We start from the raw sequence: 18533 nt of genomic DNA, 5'->3' as shown, positions 1-18533 counted from the left end.
ATGCTTCTCCTCTGATAAACATGCAAAAATATTGTTATATTTTATAATTTATTGTATAATTATAACAGACATAAAAGAGGGAGCTTAAAATGAATAATTTAAAAGTAAGATTAAAACTTATAGTTTTTTCAATTGCGGCATTATTACTTATTACTATGATGAGTGGAGTAGGATATTTTTATCTTGCAAAGGCAAACCAGAACGTGGCAACAATGTACAAGGAAAACTTATTGAGTATTCAATACTTAAATGATAACAGAAACCAATCTAGGGCAATAGAGGCAGATACCTATTATATACTACTAAATACAAAGGATAAAGATAAGCAAGATAAAAAATTAGCAGATATAGAAGTTAGGAAAAAGGTAATTCAAACAAACTGGACAAATTATAAACAAATCCATACTGATCAGTATGAAAAAGATAGTATTTTAATTATTGAAAGTAATCAGGAAAAATTTATAAAAGGAAGAGATATCGCTATTAAACTAGCAATGGATGGGAAAGGTAAAGAAGCCATGGCAGAATTAAATTCTGTTGAAAATTATGGAGGAGAATTCCAAAAGGGTTTAAAAGAAATTGCAGAATATAACGTAAAATTAGCCTCTGATTTAGAATTAGAAAACAATAAAGAATTTAAAAATTCAAAAAAGGTAACTCTGGCAATATTTTTACTTTCATTATGTATTGGCGCGGGGTTAACCATTACACTTAGAAAAGCCATTGCAAATCCATTAGTTTTAGTTGTAAATCATTTAAAACTCATAGCTACCGGTGATTTTACAAGGGATGTTCCAGAAGAGACTAAAAAAAGAAAGGATGAAATGGGAGATATAGCAAAAGCAATTGATAGTATGCAAAGTTCATTAAAACTTTTAATTAGAAATGTAAGTCAAGAATCTAATAGGATTAAAACAGTGGTGCATAATGTATCTGAAAATATAAATATTTTAAATATGAATATAGAGGAAGTATCTGCAACTACGGAGGAATTGTCCGCAGGAATGGAAGAAACAGCAGCCTCCACTCAAGAGATGAATGCAACAGCGGATGAAATAGAAAGAGCAGTTCAATCTATGGCAAGAAAAGCACAAGAAGGGGCTATAGAAGCTCAAGAGATAAACAAAAGAGCTATGGATACTAAAAATAATGTTACAGAATCAAAAGACAAAGCATTACAAGTATTTTTAAAAACTAAAGATAAATTAGAGATAGCAATTGAGAATTCCAAAGTAGTGGCACAAATTAATGTATTATCTGAATCTATCATGCAAATATCAGACCAGACCAATCTTTTGGCATTAAATGCAGCCATTGAGGCAGCGAGAGCAGGAGAAGCAGGACGTGGGTTTGCTGTAGTTGCAGATGAAATAAGAAAACTTGCAGAAGAGTCAAGGACCACAGTGACTGAAATACAAAGTATAACAGAAAAAGTAACGGGTTCAGTAACAGATTTATCTGCAAGTTCTAATGAATTATTAAAATTCATGTCTGAGGATGTTCATAATGATTATAATACATTCTTAAATGTGGCAGGTGAATATAGCAATGATGCAGACTTTGTAAATAATCTTGTGTTAGAGTTTAGCTCAACTTCAGAGGAACTTTTAGCTTCACTTCAAGAGGTGATAAAGACTATTGAGCAAGTATCTCAGGCTTCAAATGAAGGAGCAGAAGGAACCACAAATATAGCTCAAAAGGTATCAGATATAACTGAAAGATCCAATGGAATTATTGATCAAGTGGAAAAAACTACAGAAAGTGTAGAGGGATTAAATAAAGAAATATCTGTGTTTAAAATTTAATATTGTATATAATTAAGAGAGTGGAAATAGAATAGACCATTGGTATACCTAGATATATTAAAAAACAAGTAAAGTAAATATGGTTATGATGTATGCTATTAAATTGGTATATCATAACCTTTTTTGATGTTTTTTAATAAATAATAAAGGAAGTTTTTAAGTGACATTAAAATTTTTAGTGATATTATTTAGTATTGTTAATACTGGTGCGATTCTAAGTTAGTGTTATAAATCACAAAGAAGTACTAAGGAGTGAAAATCATGGAAATTTTTTTTAAAAAATTACTTTTAAAGCGAGCTAGTCTAAGTAACCTTGAAACCCAAGTTTTAAATTATTTTCTTAAATATCATGAAAAAATATTAACTGCTAATATTGAAACACTTTCAAATGATATGTATGTCTCCACTGCCACAATTAGCCGTACATGTAAAAAACTTGGTTACAGTGGTTTTCAAGAGTTAAGGTATTCATTAAACCAATATAAACAAAATGAGTATGAGAAAAATAACCATATAATTCATAAAGATAATGATATTAATGATCATATTTCACGTTTTAATAATGAAATGAAATGTACGTTAATGAATATTGATTCTTCTCAATTAAATATTGCTACAAGTTATTTATTGAAGTATTATGGGGATATATAGCACAATGTCCGGTTATAATAAATGTGGAGTTTGGGTAAATGAATTTAATGATTATATAACACGAAATATGCATATCGTACAAGAGTACTTAGAGGTAGAGATTCCAGAAATAAAATTTACTATTCCTGAAGCAACATATTTAGCTTGGTTAGATATTAGAGATCTTCCTTATTCAATAGAGGATATTAAAAATGCGTTAGTTAATGTAGGTGAAGTAGCAATAATGTCTGGTTCTACTTATGGACAATCAGGGGAAGGTTTTTTAAGAATAAATGTAGGTTGTTCAAAATATAAACTTTATGAAGGGTTAAAAAGAATAAAAAAAGCAATTGTATTTTTAAAAGCTAATAATGTTGCTAAATAGATGAAAATCTTCTTAAACTTATAAACGATAATGGCTATTATTTTTGAATATAAGTAAACATTTTATTAAATTTAAATAATATATGTTATGTTAACCAAACAAAGAGGGCAAAATATGATAAACTAATAAGACTAACAAAACTGAAAAGGAAGAAGAGGGGTGTAAAAAAATGGAATTTATCAATAGTATATTTAATAAAAAAACTCAAAAGGTAATAAATGATTACAAAAATAAACTTCCAGAAGATATACAATACATTGATTCATATATAGAGATAATCAAACTAGCCTTAGTGAAGAATAATATAACTACTGTTGAATTATTTTATTCATTTGATGGCAGAGAATTATTTGATAAGATTAAGAATGAAAATTCATCTAAGAATATTTTAGTTTTATACAAAGGGCATATTGACAAACAAATTGCAAAAGATGGATATATCAATATACATCACTCAAAACGGGGTAATTACTCTTTAGTAGTTTTTCAACATCAGTTTATATATGAAGAATTATTTGGAGTTGAATTATGGAATGATGGAAGTTCAACACCTCAGAAAATACATACATTTAACTGTTACATATCAGAAAAAATTAATTATTATGCAGCTATGAATTGTAAAGTTATGGGTATAGGTATAGGGAATATCAACAAGAAACAGTATGAAAATTTGATGGAAGATTATCACAAGGCAGTTAAAACGCCTAAAAATAAAACAAACACAGGTAAAGTAGCAATATATACAGGCATTGCATCTACAATTGGGGCTGGATTGCTTATAGGTTTAAAAATGTGGTCAAAAAAAGATAAAAAATAATGTAGGAAATTATATATTTAATAAAAAAATCACGCTTATCCTAGCGTGATTTTTTTTATTATCCCTTTTATTGCATCAATTACTACCTGGGGCTTATCCTTCTGTATATAATGACTGCTATCCTCAACAATAATGTGTTTACTATAATCTGATAATGATACTAAGTCATTCTGATAGTTTAACCAAGTTTCTTCTGTAATGGTAGAAGATTCTTCACCTTTATGGTCAGCGGTAAGGACAATTATTGGAATATTCCTTAATGCATCCTTTTTTCTTATTTCTTTTACTTGTTTAGCACTAATTAGTAATTCATCAAAAGTTTGCTCTGCACCAATCAATTGGCTTTTCGCGATTTCTATTTCTTTTGAAGAAGAACGGTTCACCCTATCTTCATATTGATTTTCATGTGAACAATCAACAAATATAATACCAGACACTTCTTTAGGGTATGTACCTGCGAATAATCTTGCATTATAGCCTCCAATTGAATGCGCAACTATAATATAGGGGGCTTTAACCTTTGCCTTATTTAAAACAGTATGTAACTCGTGAACTTGGTCTAAGCTGGTTCTTGGCAAATCACCTGTATCACTATTTCCGAGACCTGCTCTATCATAAGAAAATGTTCTTGCATTTTTTGAAATTTGATTTTGAACTACCTTCCAGTCAAGATGAGTACAACCTAGCCCTGATTCAAATACGACAGTTGGATCTCCTTTTCCATAACAATTCACATATAGCTTCAGAAATTTCATTTTTTTTATTTTTATAAACATAGAATCCCCCTTTAGATATATTTTATCTATGTGATGCGTTAGTATTAATTTATGTTTATTATTAATAATAGGTATTACCAAGTCACAGGTAGACTTAGTAAATCTTTTTTATTGTGTAATTTTAAAATTTTAGGTGATACATCGCCATAAGCTGTATATATATTAATATTTTCATTGTTTTCATTTAAAATTTTGCCACTAGAAAAAATAGTATATAGTCTTCCATTAAAAAATTCAGCAACTCCATTATCTACAGCTTCGTGTCCACGAACTAATAAATCCACGCCAAGAATATTTATAAATTCATTAAAATGCTCTTGGTTAAAGTTGAATCTTGATTTTAGCAAAGATTTTTCATTAATTATATCTTTAGGGTCACTCCATAACATATTATGAAATATAGTTTTATTTAGTTCATCAACGATGGTTTCATCTGCAAGCTGAGAAAATGATTTAATATAGGAAAAATAATTGGATTGATTACTATTGATTTGAGGTCTTGGAATTCCTCCGTGAACAGCAAGTATATTAATATCTTTAAACCCCAGTAAGCCTATATTGCATAAACTATTAAAGAATTTTACGTAATTGTATACAGTTTCAATACTAAAGCTTGGATTATGTTTTGCTAAATTAAAAACATAATATAAAAAATAGCCTGTTTCCCCAACACTCTCCTGTTTTTTAACACATAAGACTACTTTATTATCAATATAACCACCATCATGATTCCCTTTTAGAAGGTAGCAATTATTCGGAAATAAATATTTCAAGAGCAATACAAGTTCTATGGTTTCAAGATGAGATTTACCTCTATCTACATAATCGCCTAAAAATATTAAACGGATATTTTTAGATTTAGTCATTGTATTAAAAAAATTACAGGAATTAAGTATGGCTCTAAGACTTGTTACATCCGAATGTATATCACCAATAAAATAGTATTCATATGTTTCATCATTAAAAGAATAAATGTTTAAAGCTCGCTTGCCGTCTATTAATTGATTTTTTATATGCCTAAAACTTAAATTATTTTTATAAATTTCTGCATTATGTAAATCCTCTTCTTGCTTATGTATACTGCAAACTTTTTCTATAAGAAAGTTATGGAGAAGACTTATATTATTTAAATTATCTTCATTGATATTTAAGATACCTCTCCATAAAGTATTGCTAATTTCATATAATCTTTTTTCTAAATTAACACATGATGATATTGTATTATTTTTAATATCATGTTTAAGTTTTTTAACTTCATTAATCATTGCTTATCATCTCCAAGTTCAATATATACATATTATCACAATATAACTTAATATTACATAATTATAACAAGTATATTAATTTCTCTGTTTTTTTAGCTTACAATACTAGAGGTATAGAGCCACTTAAACACTAGAATAAAATCATGAATATATGAGAAGTTATAATTTACGGTTTATTAGCAATAATAAAGTAATAATGTAATGTTATACCAAAATGTAGAATAATATGGTAAAATATAATTGGAAATGACAACTTGAAATTATGATATAAAATGTAATTTCTAAGGAAAGCAAATGTATTTATGTCTTTACTGCAATAACTTATTTTAAATTAAATAGTAGTGGAAATTATTTTTGGAAGAGAGGATAAGTAGTATGGATAAGATTAAAAGTAGACGAGCTTTAATATGGGGGTATCTTTCAATTGCTTTTTTATCGTTATTAATAATACTATTTAGTATTTATAGTATGAGTAAAGTACAGAAAGAGTCCAGTTTTATTATCGAAAGATTACTTCCAATAAAAACACTTTCAACCGGTATTTTAACATCACTAATTAATCAACAAACGGGTATTAGAGGCTATATTATTAGAGAGAAGAAGAAGTCTTTAGAACCCTACTACTTAGGAACTAAACAAATAGAAAATTACAATAATTCCCTGGATAATTTAAATGATACGGAATTAGGTGCATTTACTACTAATCAATTAAACAGACAAATTATAGAAATTGAAAATTTTTTTCAACAACAAATATCACTAGTCAGTAATGGAAAATCCTATGAGGCAAAATTGAACATGAACGATGGTGAAAATTTAATTGATAAATTTAGAACGGCTAATAATATAGTAGTCTCTAAAATTGATTTAGAGACTACTAACATGCATAACAAAGCTTTAAATACTCAAATATTCCACCGATACTTATTGATTTCTCTAGGTATAATACTTATTTTAGTTAATTTTATTTTTATTAAGTGTATTTTATATTATATGAATGAAGAAATTAGTAAAAAAAATGAGACGAATAAGGAGCTGCAAAAATTACTTATTTCAGAAGATGAGTTTATTGCAAATATTTCACATGAACTTAAAACTCCACTAAATGTAATTTTTTCATCTGCACAGTTGTTTGAAATGTATTGCAACAATGGTTCATTAGACGATAGAAGGGAAAAAATAATTAAATACATTGACTCAATCAAACTAAATTCTTATAGGTTATCAAAACTTATAAACAATATAGTTGATTCATCAAAAATTAAAGCAGGATTCTTCGAAATGCACTTGTCAAATAATAATATAATTAATATTATTGAGGATATAGTAATGTCAGTTATTGACTATAGTGATAGTAAAGGTTTAAATCTTATTTTTGATACTGATATTGAAGAGAAGGTAATTGCTTGTGATCCAGAAAAGATAGAGAGAATAGTATTAAATCTTATATCAAATGCAATTAAATTTTCAGAAAAAGGTACAGAAATTTGTGTTAATATTCAAAATAAAAATGAATTTGTTGAAATATCAGTTATAGATAATGGAGTAGGTATTGCTAGTAATCACAAAGATGTGATTTTTGATAGATTTAAGCAGGTAAATAAATCCTTATCAAGAAATGCTGAAGGTACAGGTATTGGTTTAAGTTTAGTTAAGTCGATAGTAGAATTGCATGGAGGAGTAATATTTGTTGAAAGTGAACTTGATAAAGGGAGTAAATTCACCTTTACTCTTCCTTGCATAAAAGTGGTGCAGGAAAGCATGTTACTTAATAGCAATTTGAAAAATAAAGATGAACGTATACAATTGGAATTCTCTGATATTTATTAGTAATATTCGTAAGCACGTAATTATATAGTTAACTATTAGACTATTAGACTATTGACGGAATGTAAAATGTATACCATTTATATGAAAATAATATGAATATGGATGAAAAATGCTTACCCATCAGCTGCAGCCAGACATTTTATCGAAGCCTTTGAAAAAAAGATCTAGAATAAGATATTTTAATGTAATTATTTATGAACCTCAAGGGTGTTTATGAGCGAAGCGAGTTTACTAATAGTATCATTTTTGAAACTATGAATAAAAAAAGTGCGTACTTGCATTGAAATCACATTACACTTAAAATAATACTATTGGCCAACTACAAATGAAATAGTGAGATAGGAGTGTGGAATTTTGAAAAAATTATTTACAGAGTTTAGTATTAAAAATGTAAAAATGAAGAATCGTATTTGTGTTCCTCCGATGGTTATTGGATTTAGAGATGATGGATATGTAGCATTTGAAAATGTAGAACGTTATAAAGAATTGGCTAGAGGGGGAGCAGGACTCATAATTCAAGAAGCGACCTGTGTTAGTGCTGGTGGGAAACTACTAGAAAAGCAGCTTGGAATATGGAAAGATGATCAAATTGAAGGACTAAAAAGTATAGTTGATGCAGTTCACGAAGAAAGCTGTCCAATATTTATTCAAATTCATCATGCAGGAGTTGTTGGAATATCAGAAGACCCAATATGTCCAAGTCCCTATGAATATAAAAATTATGCTGGAAGTGTTGTTGGACATGAAATGACTAGGGAAGATATAAAATCTATACAAAATGATTATATTGAAGCTACAAGAAGAGCTTATGAAGCAGGCTATGATGGGGTTGAACTTCATGGATGCCACGCATATTTAATAAGCCAGTTTTTAAACAAAAAAGTAAATAAAAGAACTGATGAGTATGGCAAAAATCCTGAAAAATTTGTTGTAGAAATAATAGATGGGGTTAGAAAAGTAACACCAAAAGAATTCATTGTTGGAATCCGTTTGGGAGGATTTGAACCAACAATAGAAGACGGTATACATTATGCTAAAGTATTAGAAAAAAACGGAATAGATTTCCTTGATATTTCTTATGGATTTATGAGTGAACAGGAAATGCATGTAAATGAAGAGTATAAATACACTAATGCTGTTTATGCAGCGCAAAAAATTAAAGAAGAAGTTTCAATTCCAGTATTTGCAGTTAACGGAATTAATTCAGCGGAGATTGCAGAAGAAATATTAAGTGAAACAAATGTAGACATTGTGGATATTGCTAAAGGATTTCTCATAAATCCTAATTGGGCAAATGATGCAAAAGAAGGTAAAGATACTGGGAAATGCTTGAATTGTGCAAAATGTATGTGGTTTGGTCAGTCTAAGGTTTGTGCCGGGAAAGTTATATTTGAAAGAGATAATAAACAAAAATAATACTTATAAGCATCAACGTATTTTTGCTTCTTTTCTTATTTTTTTGACCAATATAAATATAGTTTTTTTATAAAAATCGACTTATGAAAATTTTTCAAACCTCAGAGAAATATAATTTTTATAAACTATATTTTATAACGAAGTGGGTAAACTATATAGTGCACACTATGTATATAGTGTAGTCTTTATATTCGAAGGGAGATTACTTATGAGTAAAGATGATTCAGAAAAATTAGAAAAAAGTATGAATACTATTGAAATTACAATCCCTAATGGAGTTATTTCAGTCGCGAGTAAAGGTTCAGACTCTTCAGATAATGGTATGTCTAATATGAATAGCAGCGATAATGATGCTACATCAAAAAAAGAACAAAAAAGTAATCAATCAGATGAAGGTGATGATTCCAAGGACACTACTTCAAAAAAAAGACAAATAACAATTAATATATCAGAAAAGTAGTGTTTAGATAACCTCAAATAGCCTTAAAATAAGAAAAGCTATGACCAATTAATATTGGCATAGCTTTTACTTTCGATTATACAAAACACTATAAATACTTTATAATTATCTGTGTCCTTGCTAAAACTTAATCTGCGGTGTAGCTTTTTCTTCCGCGTCCACATTGAAGAGAGATTCTTCCTTGAAATTAAACATGTATGCTACTCAAAGGTACGTTTGTGGGGTATAATAAACTAGTGAAATAACAAGGCATACCTTGAAAATATTTATTGTAAATATTAATGTAGAAGGTAGCGGCCATAAAGTATTTATAAAGCTATAACAAATAAAAAAAAAGAGGGTAAAAATATGAAAAATGATATAAATAAAACCATGGAATTAATGAAAAAAGTTATTGAAGAAAAAAAAGCAAAATCTTCTGCGCAAAAAAATAATAAGAGAGCAGCTGTCCATGGGTCACAAAGCTCATCATCAGGTAATGGTGGAGGTTTGGTTGGTAAAAATAACAGAGGACAATAAATAAATTTCCTTGTTATTTTTAAATGAAAAACAAGAGTAGAAAAATAAAACATTTCTACTCTTGTTTTTTATTATACTTTTTTAAATTTTCTTTTGAACTTTAGCAATTTTATTTATAAGTTTAGTTTTAACTGGGTTATCAGGCAAAGAGTTCACAAAGTTTTTAGCATAATCTAAATCACTCTGGCTTAAGCTTTTATTAGCTTTAGCAATGAGATTTTCAGTATAACTCCCGCTATTTTCTTTGCAAAAACATATGTTATTTCAATGGCTAATTATTATGTGCTTATGAACATAAAAACATTTTAAATTCTATACGAGATAATCCAGATAAATAGGATTAGTGCTTGAAAAAATCATGCTTCAGCTCTGATAAACATGCAAAAATATTGTTAAATTATATATTTTATTGTATAATTATAGCAAAAACACAAAAGAGGGAGCTTAAAATGAATAATTTAAAAGTAAGATCAAAACTTATAGTTTTTTCAATTGCGGCATTATTACTTATTACCATGATGAGTGGAGTAGGATATTTTTATATTGCAAAGGCAAACCAAAACATGACAACAATGTACAAGGAAAACTTATTGAGTATTCAATACTTAAATGATAACAGAAACCAAGCTAGGGCAATAGAGGGAGATACCTATTATATACTACTAAATACAAAGGATAAAGATAAGCAAAATAAAAAATTAATAGATATAGAAGTTAGGAAAAAGGTACTTGAAACAAACTGGGCAAATTATAAACAAATCCATACTGATCAGTATGAAAAAGATAGTATTTTAATTATTGAAAGCAATTATGAAAAATACGTAAAAGGAAGAGATATCTCAATTAAACTAGCAATGTATGGGAAATTTGAAGAAGCCATGGCAGAATTAAATTCTGCTGAAAATTATGGAGGAGAATTCCAAAAGGGTTTAAAAGAAATTGCAGAATATAACGTAAAATTAGCCTCTGATTTAAATATAGAAAACAACAAAGAGTTTAAGGATTCAAAAAAAGTAACTTTGGCAATATTTTTACTTTCATTATGCATTGGTGGGGCGTTAACCTATATCCTTAGAAAATCAATTTCAAATCCATTAATTTTAGCTGTAAATCATTTAAAGCTCATAGCTACCGGTGATTTTACAAGGGATGTTCTAGAAGAGACTAAAAAAAGAAAGGATGAAATGGGAGATATAGCAAAAGCAATTGATAGTATGCAAAGTTCATTAAAATTTTTAATTAAAAATGTAAGTCAAGAATCTAATAGGATTAAAACCGTAGTGCATAATGTCTCTGAAAATATAAAGATTTTAAATATGAATATAGAGGAAGTATCTGCAACTACGGAGGAATTGTCCGCAGGAATGGAAGAAACCGCAGCTTCCAGTCAAGAGATGAATGCAACAGCGGATGAAATAGAAAGAGCAGTTCAATCTATAGCAAGAAAAGCACAAGAAGGGGCTCTAGAAGCTCAAGAGATAAACAAAAGAGCTATGGATACTAAAAAGAATGTTACAGAATCAAAAGACAAAGCATTACAAGTATTTTCAAAAACTAAAGATAAATTAGAAATAGCAATTGAAAATTCCAAAGTAGTGGAACAAATTAATGTATTATCTGAATCCATAATGCAAATATCAGACCAGACCAATCTTTTGGCATTAAATGCAGCCATTGAGGCAGCAAGAGCAGGGGAAGCAGGACGTGGGTTTGCAGTAGTTGCAGATGAAATAAGAAAACTTGCAGAGGAGTCAAGAAGCACAGTGACTGAAATACAAAGTATAACAGAAAAGGTAACTGGTTCAGTAACGGATTTATCCGCAAGCTCTAATGAATTATTAAAATTCGTGTCTGAGGATGTTCTAAATGATTATAATACATTGTTAAATGTGGCAGGTGAATATAGCAATGATGCTGACTTTGTAAACAATCTTGTATTGGGGTTTAGCTCAACTTCAGAGGAGCTTTTAGCTTCACTTCAAGAGGTTATAAGGACCATAGAACAGGTATCTCAGGCTTCAAATGAAGGAGCAGAAGGGACCACAAATATCGCCCAAAAGGTATCTGATGTAACTGAAAGATCCAATGGAATTATTGATCAAGTGGAAAAAACTACAGAAAGTGTAGAGGGGTTAAATAAAGAAATATCTGTGTTTAAAATTTAATATTATATAATTAAATGAAAAACTGGACTCCGCTTCGCTACACCCAATTTTTCAATAAAATATGAACATCAAAGACGTAGCTAGACGAAGATAAACATCTAATGTGGATTTAGTAGAGAAGAATTTTGGATGAAAAGTTGAGGGCGTTGTAAAACAAAGGAAACAAAAAGAACTTGGCGTTAGCCATGGGTGGAAACTACTGAAATATATGGAAGTACATATTTCGGTAGTTTCTTTGTCGTGAAGTAGTAAATACAAGTGGAATTGGATAGGTCACGAAATGTATCTAAAACTGTAGATGGATATACAGCTAGTAATAGATACTTATAAGGGAGACAGATTAAGTAATAAAATGATTTGCTTAGTAATGAATAGATAAATAGCAAGAACAGTCTAAAAAACTATATATCCATATTACTTTAGTAATAACTATATTTATCTCTCATATATTTTATAAACGGAGGATGGATAAAGATTACATAATCCGCCTTGTGTATAAAAAGGAATAGCAATCAAAGTAAGTGGAGTTATTAAAATAAAGGAGATATTATGATTAAAAATATTTACTATCAATTTAGAAGAATAAATTTTCCTCAATTAAAGATTGGAAAAGTAATAATTATAGTTATTGTGATGCTAAGTGTAATTATGTTCTTTCCGCATTTTTTTAGAAATACTTATATAGTAACAATTGCAAATAAACGAGTAATAAAACGTAATAATATCGATACTTATTTAATTTATACACAAACGGAAAATGGTAACATAAAGATATTTAACAATACTAACAGTTTATTAGAATTCAAAATTAATTCTGAAGATCTGTATTGGGGATTGATAGTTAATAGTAAGTACGAGATTAAAGCATATGGCTTTAGTATACCTTTATTATCATATTATCAAAATATTATAAGTGTTAAAGGGGTAAAAATAGGAGAGAAATGAGCTGCTTAGTTTTAAATCCTTAGCGTATAGTTTCTGAGTAGCCAACTTTTTTAATAGGTCTTTAATACTTCACGCTAATCCAACTAAATCAAGGCATAAGGAAACCCTCAACTAAAATTAATTAGCCGAGGGTTTTCTTTATCAAAATTGTTATTTATGTATGGAACGTGTAACAAGGAACTCTCCACTTCACTGACTATGCAGAAATTAGACCCTTAGCGAGCCACGGAACGCCCTAACTCCATAGTAAGAGGGAGCACTGTTGTGATACACGAAGACAGTGTCGTAGCGGCGATCAGCAAAGAGAGCGCCACCGAGTTTTCTAATATCAGAAGGTGTTTTCACCCAGCTCGACGTTTTCGTATCAAAATTTCCAAGTTCCTGCAGCTCCCGATATTGTTCTTCTGTTAAAAGCTCAATGCACATGACAGCTGCCATATCAATAGCGTTATTCTCTGGTTTATGTTCTTTCCTTGACTCCAGCCCTTCACGGTCGTAACAAACACCTCGGCGTCCTTTAGGACTTTCCGCTGAACAATCATAAAAGATGTATTCACCCGTCTCTTTATCATAACCAACAACATCCGGTTCACCGACAGTTCTTTCCATTTCATTGAGTGACCACAGTTTTTCAGTATTAGCCTCCAGCTTTGCTTGTACTCTAGCCCAGTCAAAGCCTTTATGGCGGGTCATGTTTTTCTCAAAACGGGCTTTCAATGATCTAAGTAGTTCTTCACGTTGTTCTGGTGATAACTCCCTTTTTTCATTTTTCATAACGAAACCTCCTAATTAAGCTTTTGAAACTTCATATATTATTATACTCCCTTTCAAATTCTACTATTCAGACAAAAAATAGTGCTATATTAAGCTATTATGCTAATGGTCTGAAATTTAGTGGAACTCTTAAAAATACATTAATATTAAATTCAGTTATTGCTATTTACTTACATAGAAATTTCAACTTCAACTAAAATCTGAGTTAAATAATTGTCGTATCCTTTTACTGTTACTTCATCTAAAAGAAATTCTTCATAAGAATATTTTCCTATAGCTATATTAGAGTTTTTTAAAAATTGTAGTATTTTATTATAGGTTTTGTCGATAGCCTTATAGTCTCCTTCATGATATGCGATGCAATAGAGTCCTTTTGGTTTAGTGAAAGTAAAAGGAAGATCATTATTAGAATCTAGCTTTGTATATAAAAAGGAATAATTTTCAGCTACTCCTTTTAATATATTCTCTTTGCTAATCATCGCTCCAATAGAATGTCCAGCGTTAAGATTATTTAAGGTGCAATAATTCATATGCTCGGACACAATTTCAAAATAATCTTTTTGGCCTACATTTTCAATTGAATTACTAAGAACTAGATATTCCTCATCAAAATATTCTAAACTAATCTTAGAATAATCTATTATACACGCGTTTTCTGTTATAGAAATTTTTGTTTCCATAAGTTTACGTATTCTTTTTAGATTTTCTATTTCAATATCTATATCCAATACTTTCTTTTTAAATAACTCAACGAATCTACTGGGGCTCCTATTATCAAGATAAGCTTTAATCTCTTTCAAAGACATATTTGTTTCTTTTAAAATAGTAATGACATTAAAAACATCAAATTGTTGATAGGAATAATATCTATATCCGTTATCATCTCTTATTTCAGGGGAAAAAATGCCAATATCATCGTAATGGAAAAGAGTTTGTTTCTTTACATTACATAACTTCGCAAAATCTCCAGTATTAAAATATTTATTAAATTCTTCATTCATAGCTAATGTCTCCTCTTGACTATACGGTAACTGTATACTTTATACTTATATTATAATGTTATTGTAATAATATTTCAAGAATACACTTAAAAAAGGAGTAAATAAAAGGAATGAAATTAATATTAAAATATATAAAAAAGTATAAACTGCTTCTAGTACTGAATGTAATATCAATTTTCGGATTTGCATTAGTGGAGCTCGGCATTCCAACGATAATGTCTAGAGTGATTGACAAGGGAATAGCTAATAAGGATATAGGATATGTAAAATATATGGGTATCATAATAGTAGTAATTTCTATAATTGGAGTCATGGGTACAATACTATTAGGATACTGTTCTTCAAAAATCTCTACTAGTATGATTAGAGATATAAGAAACGATATTTTTAAAAAATCCCAAGAATTTTCACATAGTGAATATAATAACTTTGGAATATCGTCAATGATCACCAGAACAACCAATGATGTTTTTCAATTAGGACAGTTTACAACAACGCTCTTAAGAATAGCATTACTTACACCAGTTATGTTTATTGTAAGTTTAGTGATGATTATAAGAACCAGCGTGCAGCTGTCTGCAGTATTAGCAATAACAGTACCATTCATAGTGCTTGGGGTAATTATTATAGCTAAGATATCTTATCCAATGTCAGAAAAACAACAGAAAAAATTAGATAAATTAAATAGGATTTCAAGAGAAAATTTAACAGGAACTAGAGTAATAAGGGCCTTTGGTAATGATAATCATGAAAAACAAAGATTTGAAGAAATTAACAATGACTATACAGATGTATCTAAGAAGTTATATAAGCTTATGGCAATCTCTCAACCAACTTTCTTTTTGTTAATGAATTTAGCTATTTTAGCTATCTTTTGGATTTCTAGCAAAATGATAAATTTAGGAACACTACAGGTTGGACAACTGGTAGCATTTATAGAATATTTATTCCATGCAATGTTCTCTATTATGCTTTTTTCAATGGTGTTTATCATGTATCCAAAAGCACAAATTTCAGCAGATAGAATTCAGGAAATATTAAATGAAGAGCCTATTATTAAAAATCCTAAAGATGGTGTTAAAGACACAGTTATTAAGGGTATTGTAGAGTTTGATAATGTTACCTTTACTTATCCAGATGGAGAGCTTCCAGTTTTAAGAGATATATCTTTTACAGCAGTAAAAGGAGAAAAAGTAGCATTTATAGGAAGTACAGGCTGTGGGAAAAGTACATTAATTAATTTAATTCCAAGATTTTACGATGTTACAGAAGGTAGCATAAAGATAGATGGAGTAGATGTAAGAGATTATGATTTAAAGGCACTACGTGGAAAAATGGGATTTATACCTCAGAAGACTTTGTTGTTTACTGGTAGTATAGGCACTAATATTAAATTTGGTAAAAATGATGCAGATAAAAAGGAGCTTGAACATTCTGCTAAGGTAGCTCAGGCTTATGACTTTATTAATAGTAAACCTAAAAAATTTAAAGAGCTAATAAGTGAAGGTGGATCTAATATGTCAGGAGGGCAGAAGCAAAGATTATCTATTGCAAGAGCATTAGTTAGAAAACCTGAAATTTATATTTTTGATGATAGCTTTTCCGCTCTAGATTTTAAAACAGATGCAATTCTCAGAGAAAAGTTAAAGGAAGAAACTAGAGAGTCCGTATTTTTAATAGTTGCACAGAGGATAGGATCTATAATTGATGCTAATAAAATTATAGTATTGAATGAGGGAGAGATAGTAGGAATAGGAACCCATAAAGAATTACTAAAAACCTGTGAAATCTACTATGAAATTGCATCATCTCAACTTACAAAGGAGGAGCTGGAACAATGAAAAAGTTAAAGGATACTATAAGAAGAATATCTCCTTTTGTAAAAGTATATAGAACCCTATTTATTACTGCAATTTTATTTATAGTTGTAGCTGCTATCTTTACAGCTATTGCTCCAAAAATAGAAGGATTAATTACAACTAGCCTTGCCAAAGATGTTATGAATATAGTAAAAGGTGTAAAAGGAGCTTCGGTTAACTTTAATTATATTTTAAGAGTATTAGGAGTATTGGCTTTTATCTATGTATTTGGAACATTATCCACATATTTAGCAAGTTTATTATTAACTAATGCTATTCAAAATACTATGAAAGATTTAAGAAACGCTGTTCAAGGTAAAATTAGGAAATTACCTATAAGTTATTTTGATAAAAATAGCTATGGGGATGTGATGAGCCGTATAACAAATGATATAGATACTATTTCAAATGCACTTCAACAGAGTTTTAGCCAAGTTATAAATTCAATATTGTCACTAACGCTAGCTATTGCGATGATGTTTACAATTAATATAAAACTTGCATTTTTAGCCATACTTATAATACCTATAAGCTATTTAGTGTTAAAATATATAGTTAGTAAATCACAAAATCTATTTTATAAGCAGCAAAACGCTTTGGGGAAATTGAATGGTAAAGTGCAGGAAATATATACTGGCTTTAATGAAATAAAACTATATGGAAAGCAAGAAGATGCCATAAAAGATTTTGAAAATATTAATGAAGAACTTTTTAATACCGGATTTAAGGCGCAATTTATATCAAGTATAATGTCTCCATTAGTTTCATTAGTGAGCTATTTAGGAGTTGCAGTTATCGGAATTCTTGGCGCAATATATGCTATAAATGGAATAATGACAGTGGGTAATCTTCAAGCGTCTATTCGTTATATTTGGCAAATAAATCAACCGATTTCTCAAGTAACACAATTATCTGCTGCAATACAATCAGCCTTTGCGGCAATTGAACGTGTATTTGAAATATTAGATGAAAAGGAGGAAATTCCAGATAAAGTTGATTTTATAAAATTAGAAAATCCGCTTGGAAATGTTACTTTCGAGCATGTCAAATTTGGATATAATGATGATGAGATTTTAATTGAGGACTTAAGTGCAGATATAAAAAGTGGTCAGATGGTTGCTATAGTAGGTCCAACTGGAGCAGGTAAAACAACATTAATAAATTTATTAATGAGATTTTACGATATTCAAGGGGGAGCTATAAAGATAGATGGAGTGGATACTAGAGATATGAAACGTAAAGATTTACGTTCTATATTCGGTATGGTTCTTCAGGATACCTGGCTATATAATGGAACAATTTATGAAAATATTGAGTATGGTAGATTTGGAGCTAGCAAGGAAGAAATTATAAAAGCAGCTAAAATAGCTAACGTACATCACTTTATTAAAACTCTTCCAGATGGGTACAACATGTTTCTGAATGAAGAGGCTTCTAACATATCTCAAGGAGAGAAACAACTTTTGACTATAGCAAGAGCTATAATATCAAATCCAGCAATATTAATATTAGATGAAGCAACTAGTTCAGTTGACACTAGATTAGAAATATTACTTCAAAAGGCTATGAGGAATATAATGAAAGGAAGAACCAGCTTTGTTATTGCACATAGACTTTCAACTATTCGTAATGCGGATTTAATATTAGTTATGGATCAAGGAAATATTATAGAACAGGGAACTCATAATGAGTTAATGAAAAAGGGTGCTTTCTATGAAAAACTCTATAATAGTCAATTTGGGAGTCAGGTAGCAAATTGAATTAGAAATGCTGTTTATTAAAGAAAAAAGGCCTACTTATGTAGGAACATTATATTAAAAAGTACTCTTCCTTGGCAATAGTTGAGATAAGCTAATTATCTAATATTGTAAGGAGGAGTATTTTTA

The 18533-nt window shown here is 29.4% G+C and carries 16 protein-coding genes; 12 read left to right on the top strand and 4 right to left on the bottom strand.

Features of this window, described 5'->3' with window-relative positions:
• Window positions 1-89: 89 nt before the first annotated feature.
• The 4 genes from KPL50_RS04570 to KPL50_RS04555 all read left to right on the top strand — a co-directional run bounded on the left by KPL50_RS04570 (window position 90) and on the right by KPL50_RS04555 (window position 3637).
• Window positions 90-1805, top strand: a complete 1716-nt coding sequence (locus KPL50_RS04570; protein WP_216297278.1) for a methyl-accepting chemotaxis protein — start codon at window positions 90-92, stop codon at window positions 1803-1805.
• Window positions 1806-2066: 261 nt separating this feature from the next.
• Window positions 2067-2456 carry a MurR/RpiR family transcriptional regulator gene (locus KPL50_RS04565; RefSeq protein ID WP_216297277.1) on the top strand — a complete coding sequence of 130 codons (390 nt, stop codon included), beginning with the start codon at window positions 2067-2069 and terminating at the stop codon, window positions 2454-2456.
• Window positions 2457-2460: 4 nt separating this feature from the next.
• Complete coding sequence (locus tag KPL50_RS04560; protein ID WP_216297276.1) at window positions 2461-2820, top strand: hypothetical protein; 360 nt, start codon at window positions 2461-2463, stop codon at window positions 2818-2820.
• Window positions 2821-2989: 169 nt separating this feature from the next.
• Window positions 2990-3637, top strand: coding sequence for a hypothetical protein (locus KPL50_RS04555; protein WP_216297275.1), 648 nt, complete (start codon window positions 2990-2992; stop codon window positions 3635-3637).
• 35 nt (window positions 3638-3672) lie between these two features.
• Here the strand turns inward: KPL50_RS04555 and KPL50_RS04550 are convergent, their stop codons facing one another.
• Both KPL50_RS04550 and KPL50_RS04545 read right to left on the bottom strand, forming a co-directional pair.
• Window positions 3673-4413, bottom strand: a complete 741-nt coding sequence (locus tag KPL50_RS04550; RefSeq protein ID WP_216297274.1) for an alpha/beta fold hydrolase — start codon at window positions 4411-4413, stop codon at window positions 3673-3675.
• Between the two features lie 74 nt (window positions 4414-4487).
• Window positions 4488-5678 carry a metallophosphoesterase family protein gene (locus tag KPL50_RS04545; protein WP_216297273.1) on the bottom strand — a complete coding sequence of 397 codons (1191 nt, stop codon included), beginning with the start codon at window positions 5676-5678 and terminating at the stop codon, window positions 4488-4490.
• A gap of 375 nt (window positions 5679-6053) precedes the next feature.
• Here KPL50_RS04545 and KPL50_RS04540 point away from each other — a divergent pair, with 375 nt between their 5' ends.
• The 6 genes from KPL50_RS04540 (at window position 6054) to KPL50_RS04515 (ending at window position 13013) form a co-directional block, all read left to right on the top strand.
• Window positions 6054-7508 carry an ATP-binding protein gene (locus KPL50_RS04540; protein WP_253200451.1) on the top strand — a complete coding sequence of 485 codons (1455 nt, stop codon included), beginning with the start codon at window positions 6054-6056 and terminating at the stop codon, window positions 7506-7508.
• A 354-nt stretch (window positions 7509-7862) separates the two neighbouring features.
• Window positions 7863-8924: a tRNA-dihydrouridine synthase gene (locus KPL50_RS04535; protein WP_216297272.1), complete on the top strand. Its 1062-nt coding sequence runs from the start codon at window positions 7863-7865 to the stop codon at window positions 8922-8924.
• A 208-nt stretch (window positions 8925-9132) separates the two neighbouring features.
• Window positions 9133-9384, top strand: coding sequence for a hypothetical protein (locus KPL50_RS04530; protein WP_216297271.1), 252 nt, complete (start codon window positions 9133-9135; stop codon window positions 9382-9384).
• 348 nt (window positions 9385-9732) lie between these two features.
• Complete coding sequence (locus tag KPL50_RS04525) at window positions 9733-9903, top strand: hypothetical protein (RefSeq protein WP_216297270.1); 171 nt, start codon at window positions 9733-9735, stop codon at window positions 9901-9903.
• A gap of 449 nt (window positions 9904-10352) precedes the next feature.
• Window positions 10353-12068 (top strand): methyl-accepting chemotaxis protein, encoded by a 1716-nt coding sequence (locus tag KPL50_RS04520; protein WP_216297268.1) that lies wholly within the window; start codon window positions 10353-10355, stop codon window positions 12066-12068.
• Between the two features lie 549 nt (window positions 12069-12617).
• The gene (locus tag KPL50_RS04515) at window positions 12618-13013 is read left to right on the top strand and encodes a DUF1523 family protein (RefSeq protein WP_216297266.1); all 396 of its coding nucleotides are present in this window, start codon (window positions 12618-12620) and stop codon (window positions 13011-13013) included.
• A gap of 207 nt (window positions 13014-13220) precedes the next feature.
• On the opposite strand, the gene KPL50_RS04510 is transcribed toward KPL50_RS04515, so the two are convergent.
• Entirely contained in the window at window positions 13221-13787 is a 567-nt protein-coding gene (locus tag KPL50_RS04510) for a DUF4256 domain-containing protein (RefSeq protein ID WP_216297265.1), read from the bottom strand.
• 170 nt (window positions 13788-13957) lie between these two features.
• A complete protein-coding gene (locus tag KPL50_RS04505; protein ID WP_216297264.1) occupies window positions 13958-14788 on the bottom strand; it encodes a MerR family transcriptional regulator in 831 nt (276 codons plus the stop codon).
• Between the two features lie 110 nt (window positions 14789-14898).
• Here KPL50_RS04505 and KPL50_RS04500 point away from each other — a divergent pair, with 110 nt between their 5' ends.
• Window positions 14899-16629 (top strand): ABC transporter ATP-binding protein, encoded by a 1731-nt coding sequence (locus tag KPL50_RS04500; protein WP_216297263.1) that lies wholly within the window; start codon window positions 14899-14901, stop codon window positions 16627-16629.
• On the top strand, window positions 16626-18407 hold the full coding sequence (locus KPL50_RS04495) for an ABC transporter ATP-binding protein (protein ID WP_216297262.1): 1782 nt from the start codon (window positions 16626-16628) through the stop codon (window positions 18405-18407). The genes KPL50_RS04500 and KPL50_RS04495 overlap by 4 nt, the downstream gene beginning before the upstream one ends.
• Window positions 18408-18533 lie beyond the last annotated feature (126 nt).

Origin of the sequence: Clostridium sp. CF012, assembly GCF_018861755.1 — a bacterium.
Classification (GTDB): domain Bacteria; phylum Bacillota; class Clostridia; order Clostridiales; family Clostridiaceae; genus Clostridium_AD.
Note: the sequence above shows the minus strand (reverse complement) of the source record. Positions and strands in the feature narration are given on the sequence as shown.

Coding starts and splice junctions, on each gene's coding strand:
- KPL50_RS04570 (WP_216297278.1), top strand. CDS start 90: ATGAATAATTTAAAAGTAAGATTAAAACTTATAGTTTTTTCAATTGCG.
- KPL50_RS04565 (WP_216297277.1), top strand. CDS start 2,067: ATGGAAATTTTTTTTAAAAAATTACTTTTAAAGCGAGCTAGTCTAAGT.
- KPL50_RS04560 (WP_216297276.1), top strand. CDS start 2,461: ATGTCCGGTTATAATAAATGTGGAGTTTGGGTAAATGAATTTAATGAT.
- KPL50_RS04555 (WP_216297275.1), top strand. CDS start 2,990: ATGGAATTTATCAATAGTATATTTAATAAAAAAACTCAAAAGGTAATA.
- KPL50_RS04550 (WP_216297274.1), bottom strand. CDS start 4,413: ATGTTTATAAAAATAAAAAAAATGAAATTTCTGAAGCTATATGTGAAT.
- KPL50_RS04545 (WP_216297273.1), bottom strand. CDS start 5,678: ATGATTAATGAAGTTAAAAAACTTAAACATGATATTAAAAATAATACA.
- KPL50_RS04540 (WP_253200451.1), top strand. CDS start 6,054: ATGGATAAGATTAAAAGTAGACGAGCTTTAATATGGGGGTATCTTTCA.
- KPL50_RS04530 (WP_216297271.1), top strand. CDS start 9,133: ATGAGTAAAGATGATTCAGAAAAATTAGAAAAAAGTATGAATACTATT.
- KPL50_RS04525 (WP_216297270.1), top strand. CDS start 9,733: ATGAAAAATGATATAAATAAAACCATGGAATTAATGAAAAAAGTTATT.
- KPL50_RS04520 (WP_216297268.1), top strand. CDS start 10,353: ATGAATAATTTAAAAGTAAGATCAAAACTTATAGTTTTTTCAATTGCG.
- KPL50_RS04515 (WP_216297266.1), top strand. CDS start 12,618: ATGATTAAAAATATTTACTATCAATTTAGAAGAATAAATTTTCCTCAA.
- KPL50_RS04510 (WP_216297265.1), bottom strand. CDS start 13,787: ATGAAAAATGAAAAAAGGGAGTTATCACCAGAACAACGTGAAGAACTA.
- KPL50_RS04505 (WP_216297264.1), bottom strand. CDS start 14,788: ATGAATGAAGAATTTAATAAATATTTTAATACTGGAGATTTTGCGAAG.
- KPL50_RS04500 (WP_216297263.1), top strand. CDS start 14,899: ATGAAATTAATATTAAAATATATAAAAAAGTATAAACTGCTTCTAGTA.
- KPL50_RS04495 (WP_216297262.1), top strand. CDS start 16,626: ATGAAAAAGTTAAAGGATACTATAAGAAGAATATCTCCTTTTGTAAAA.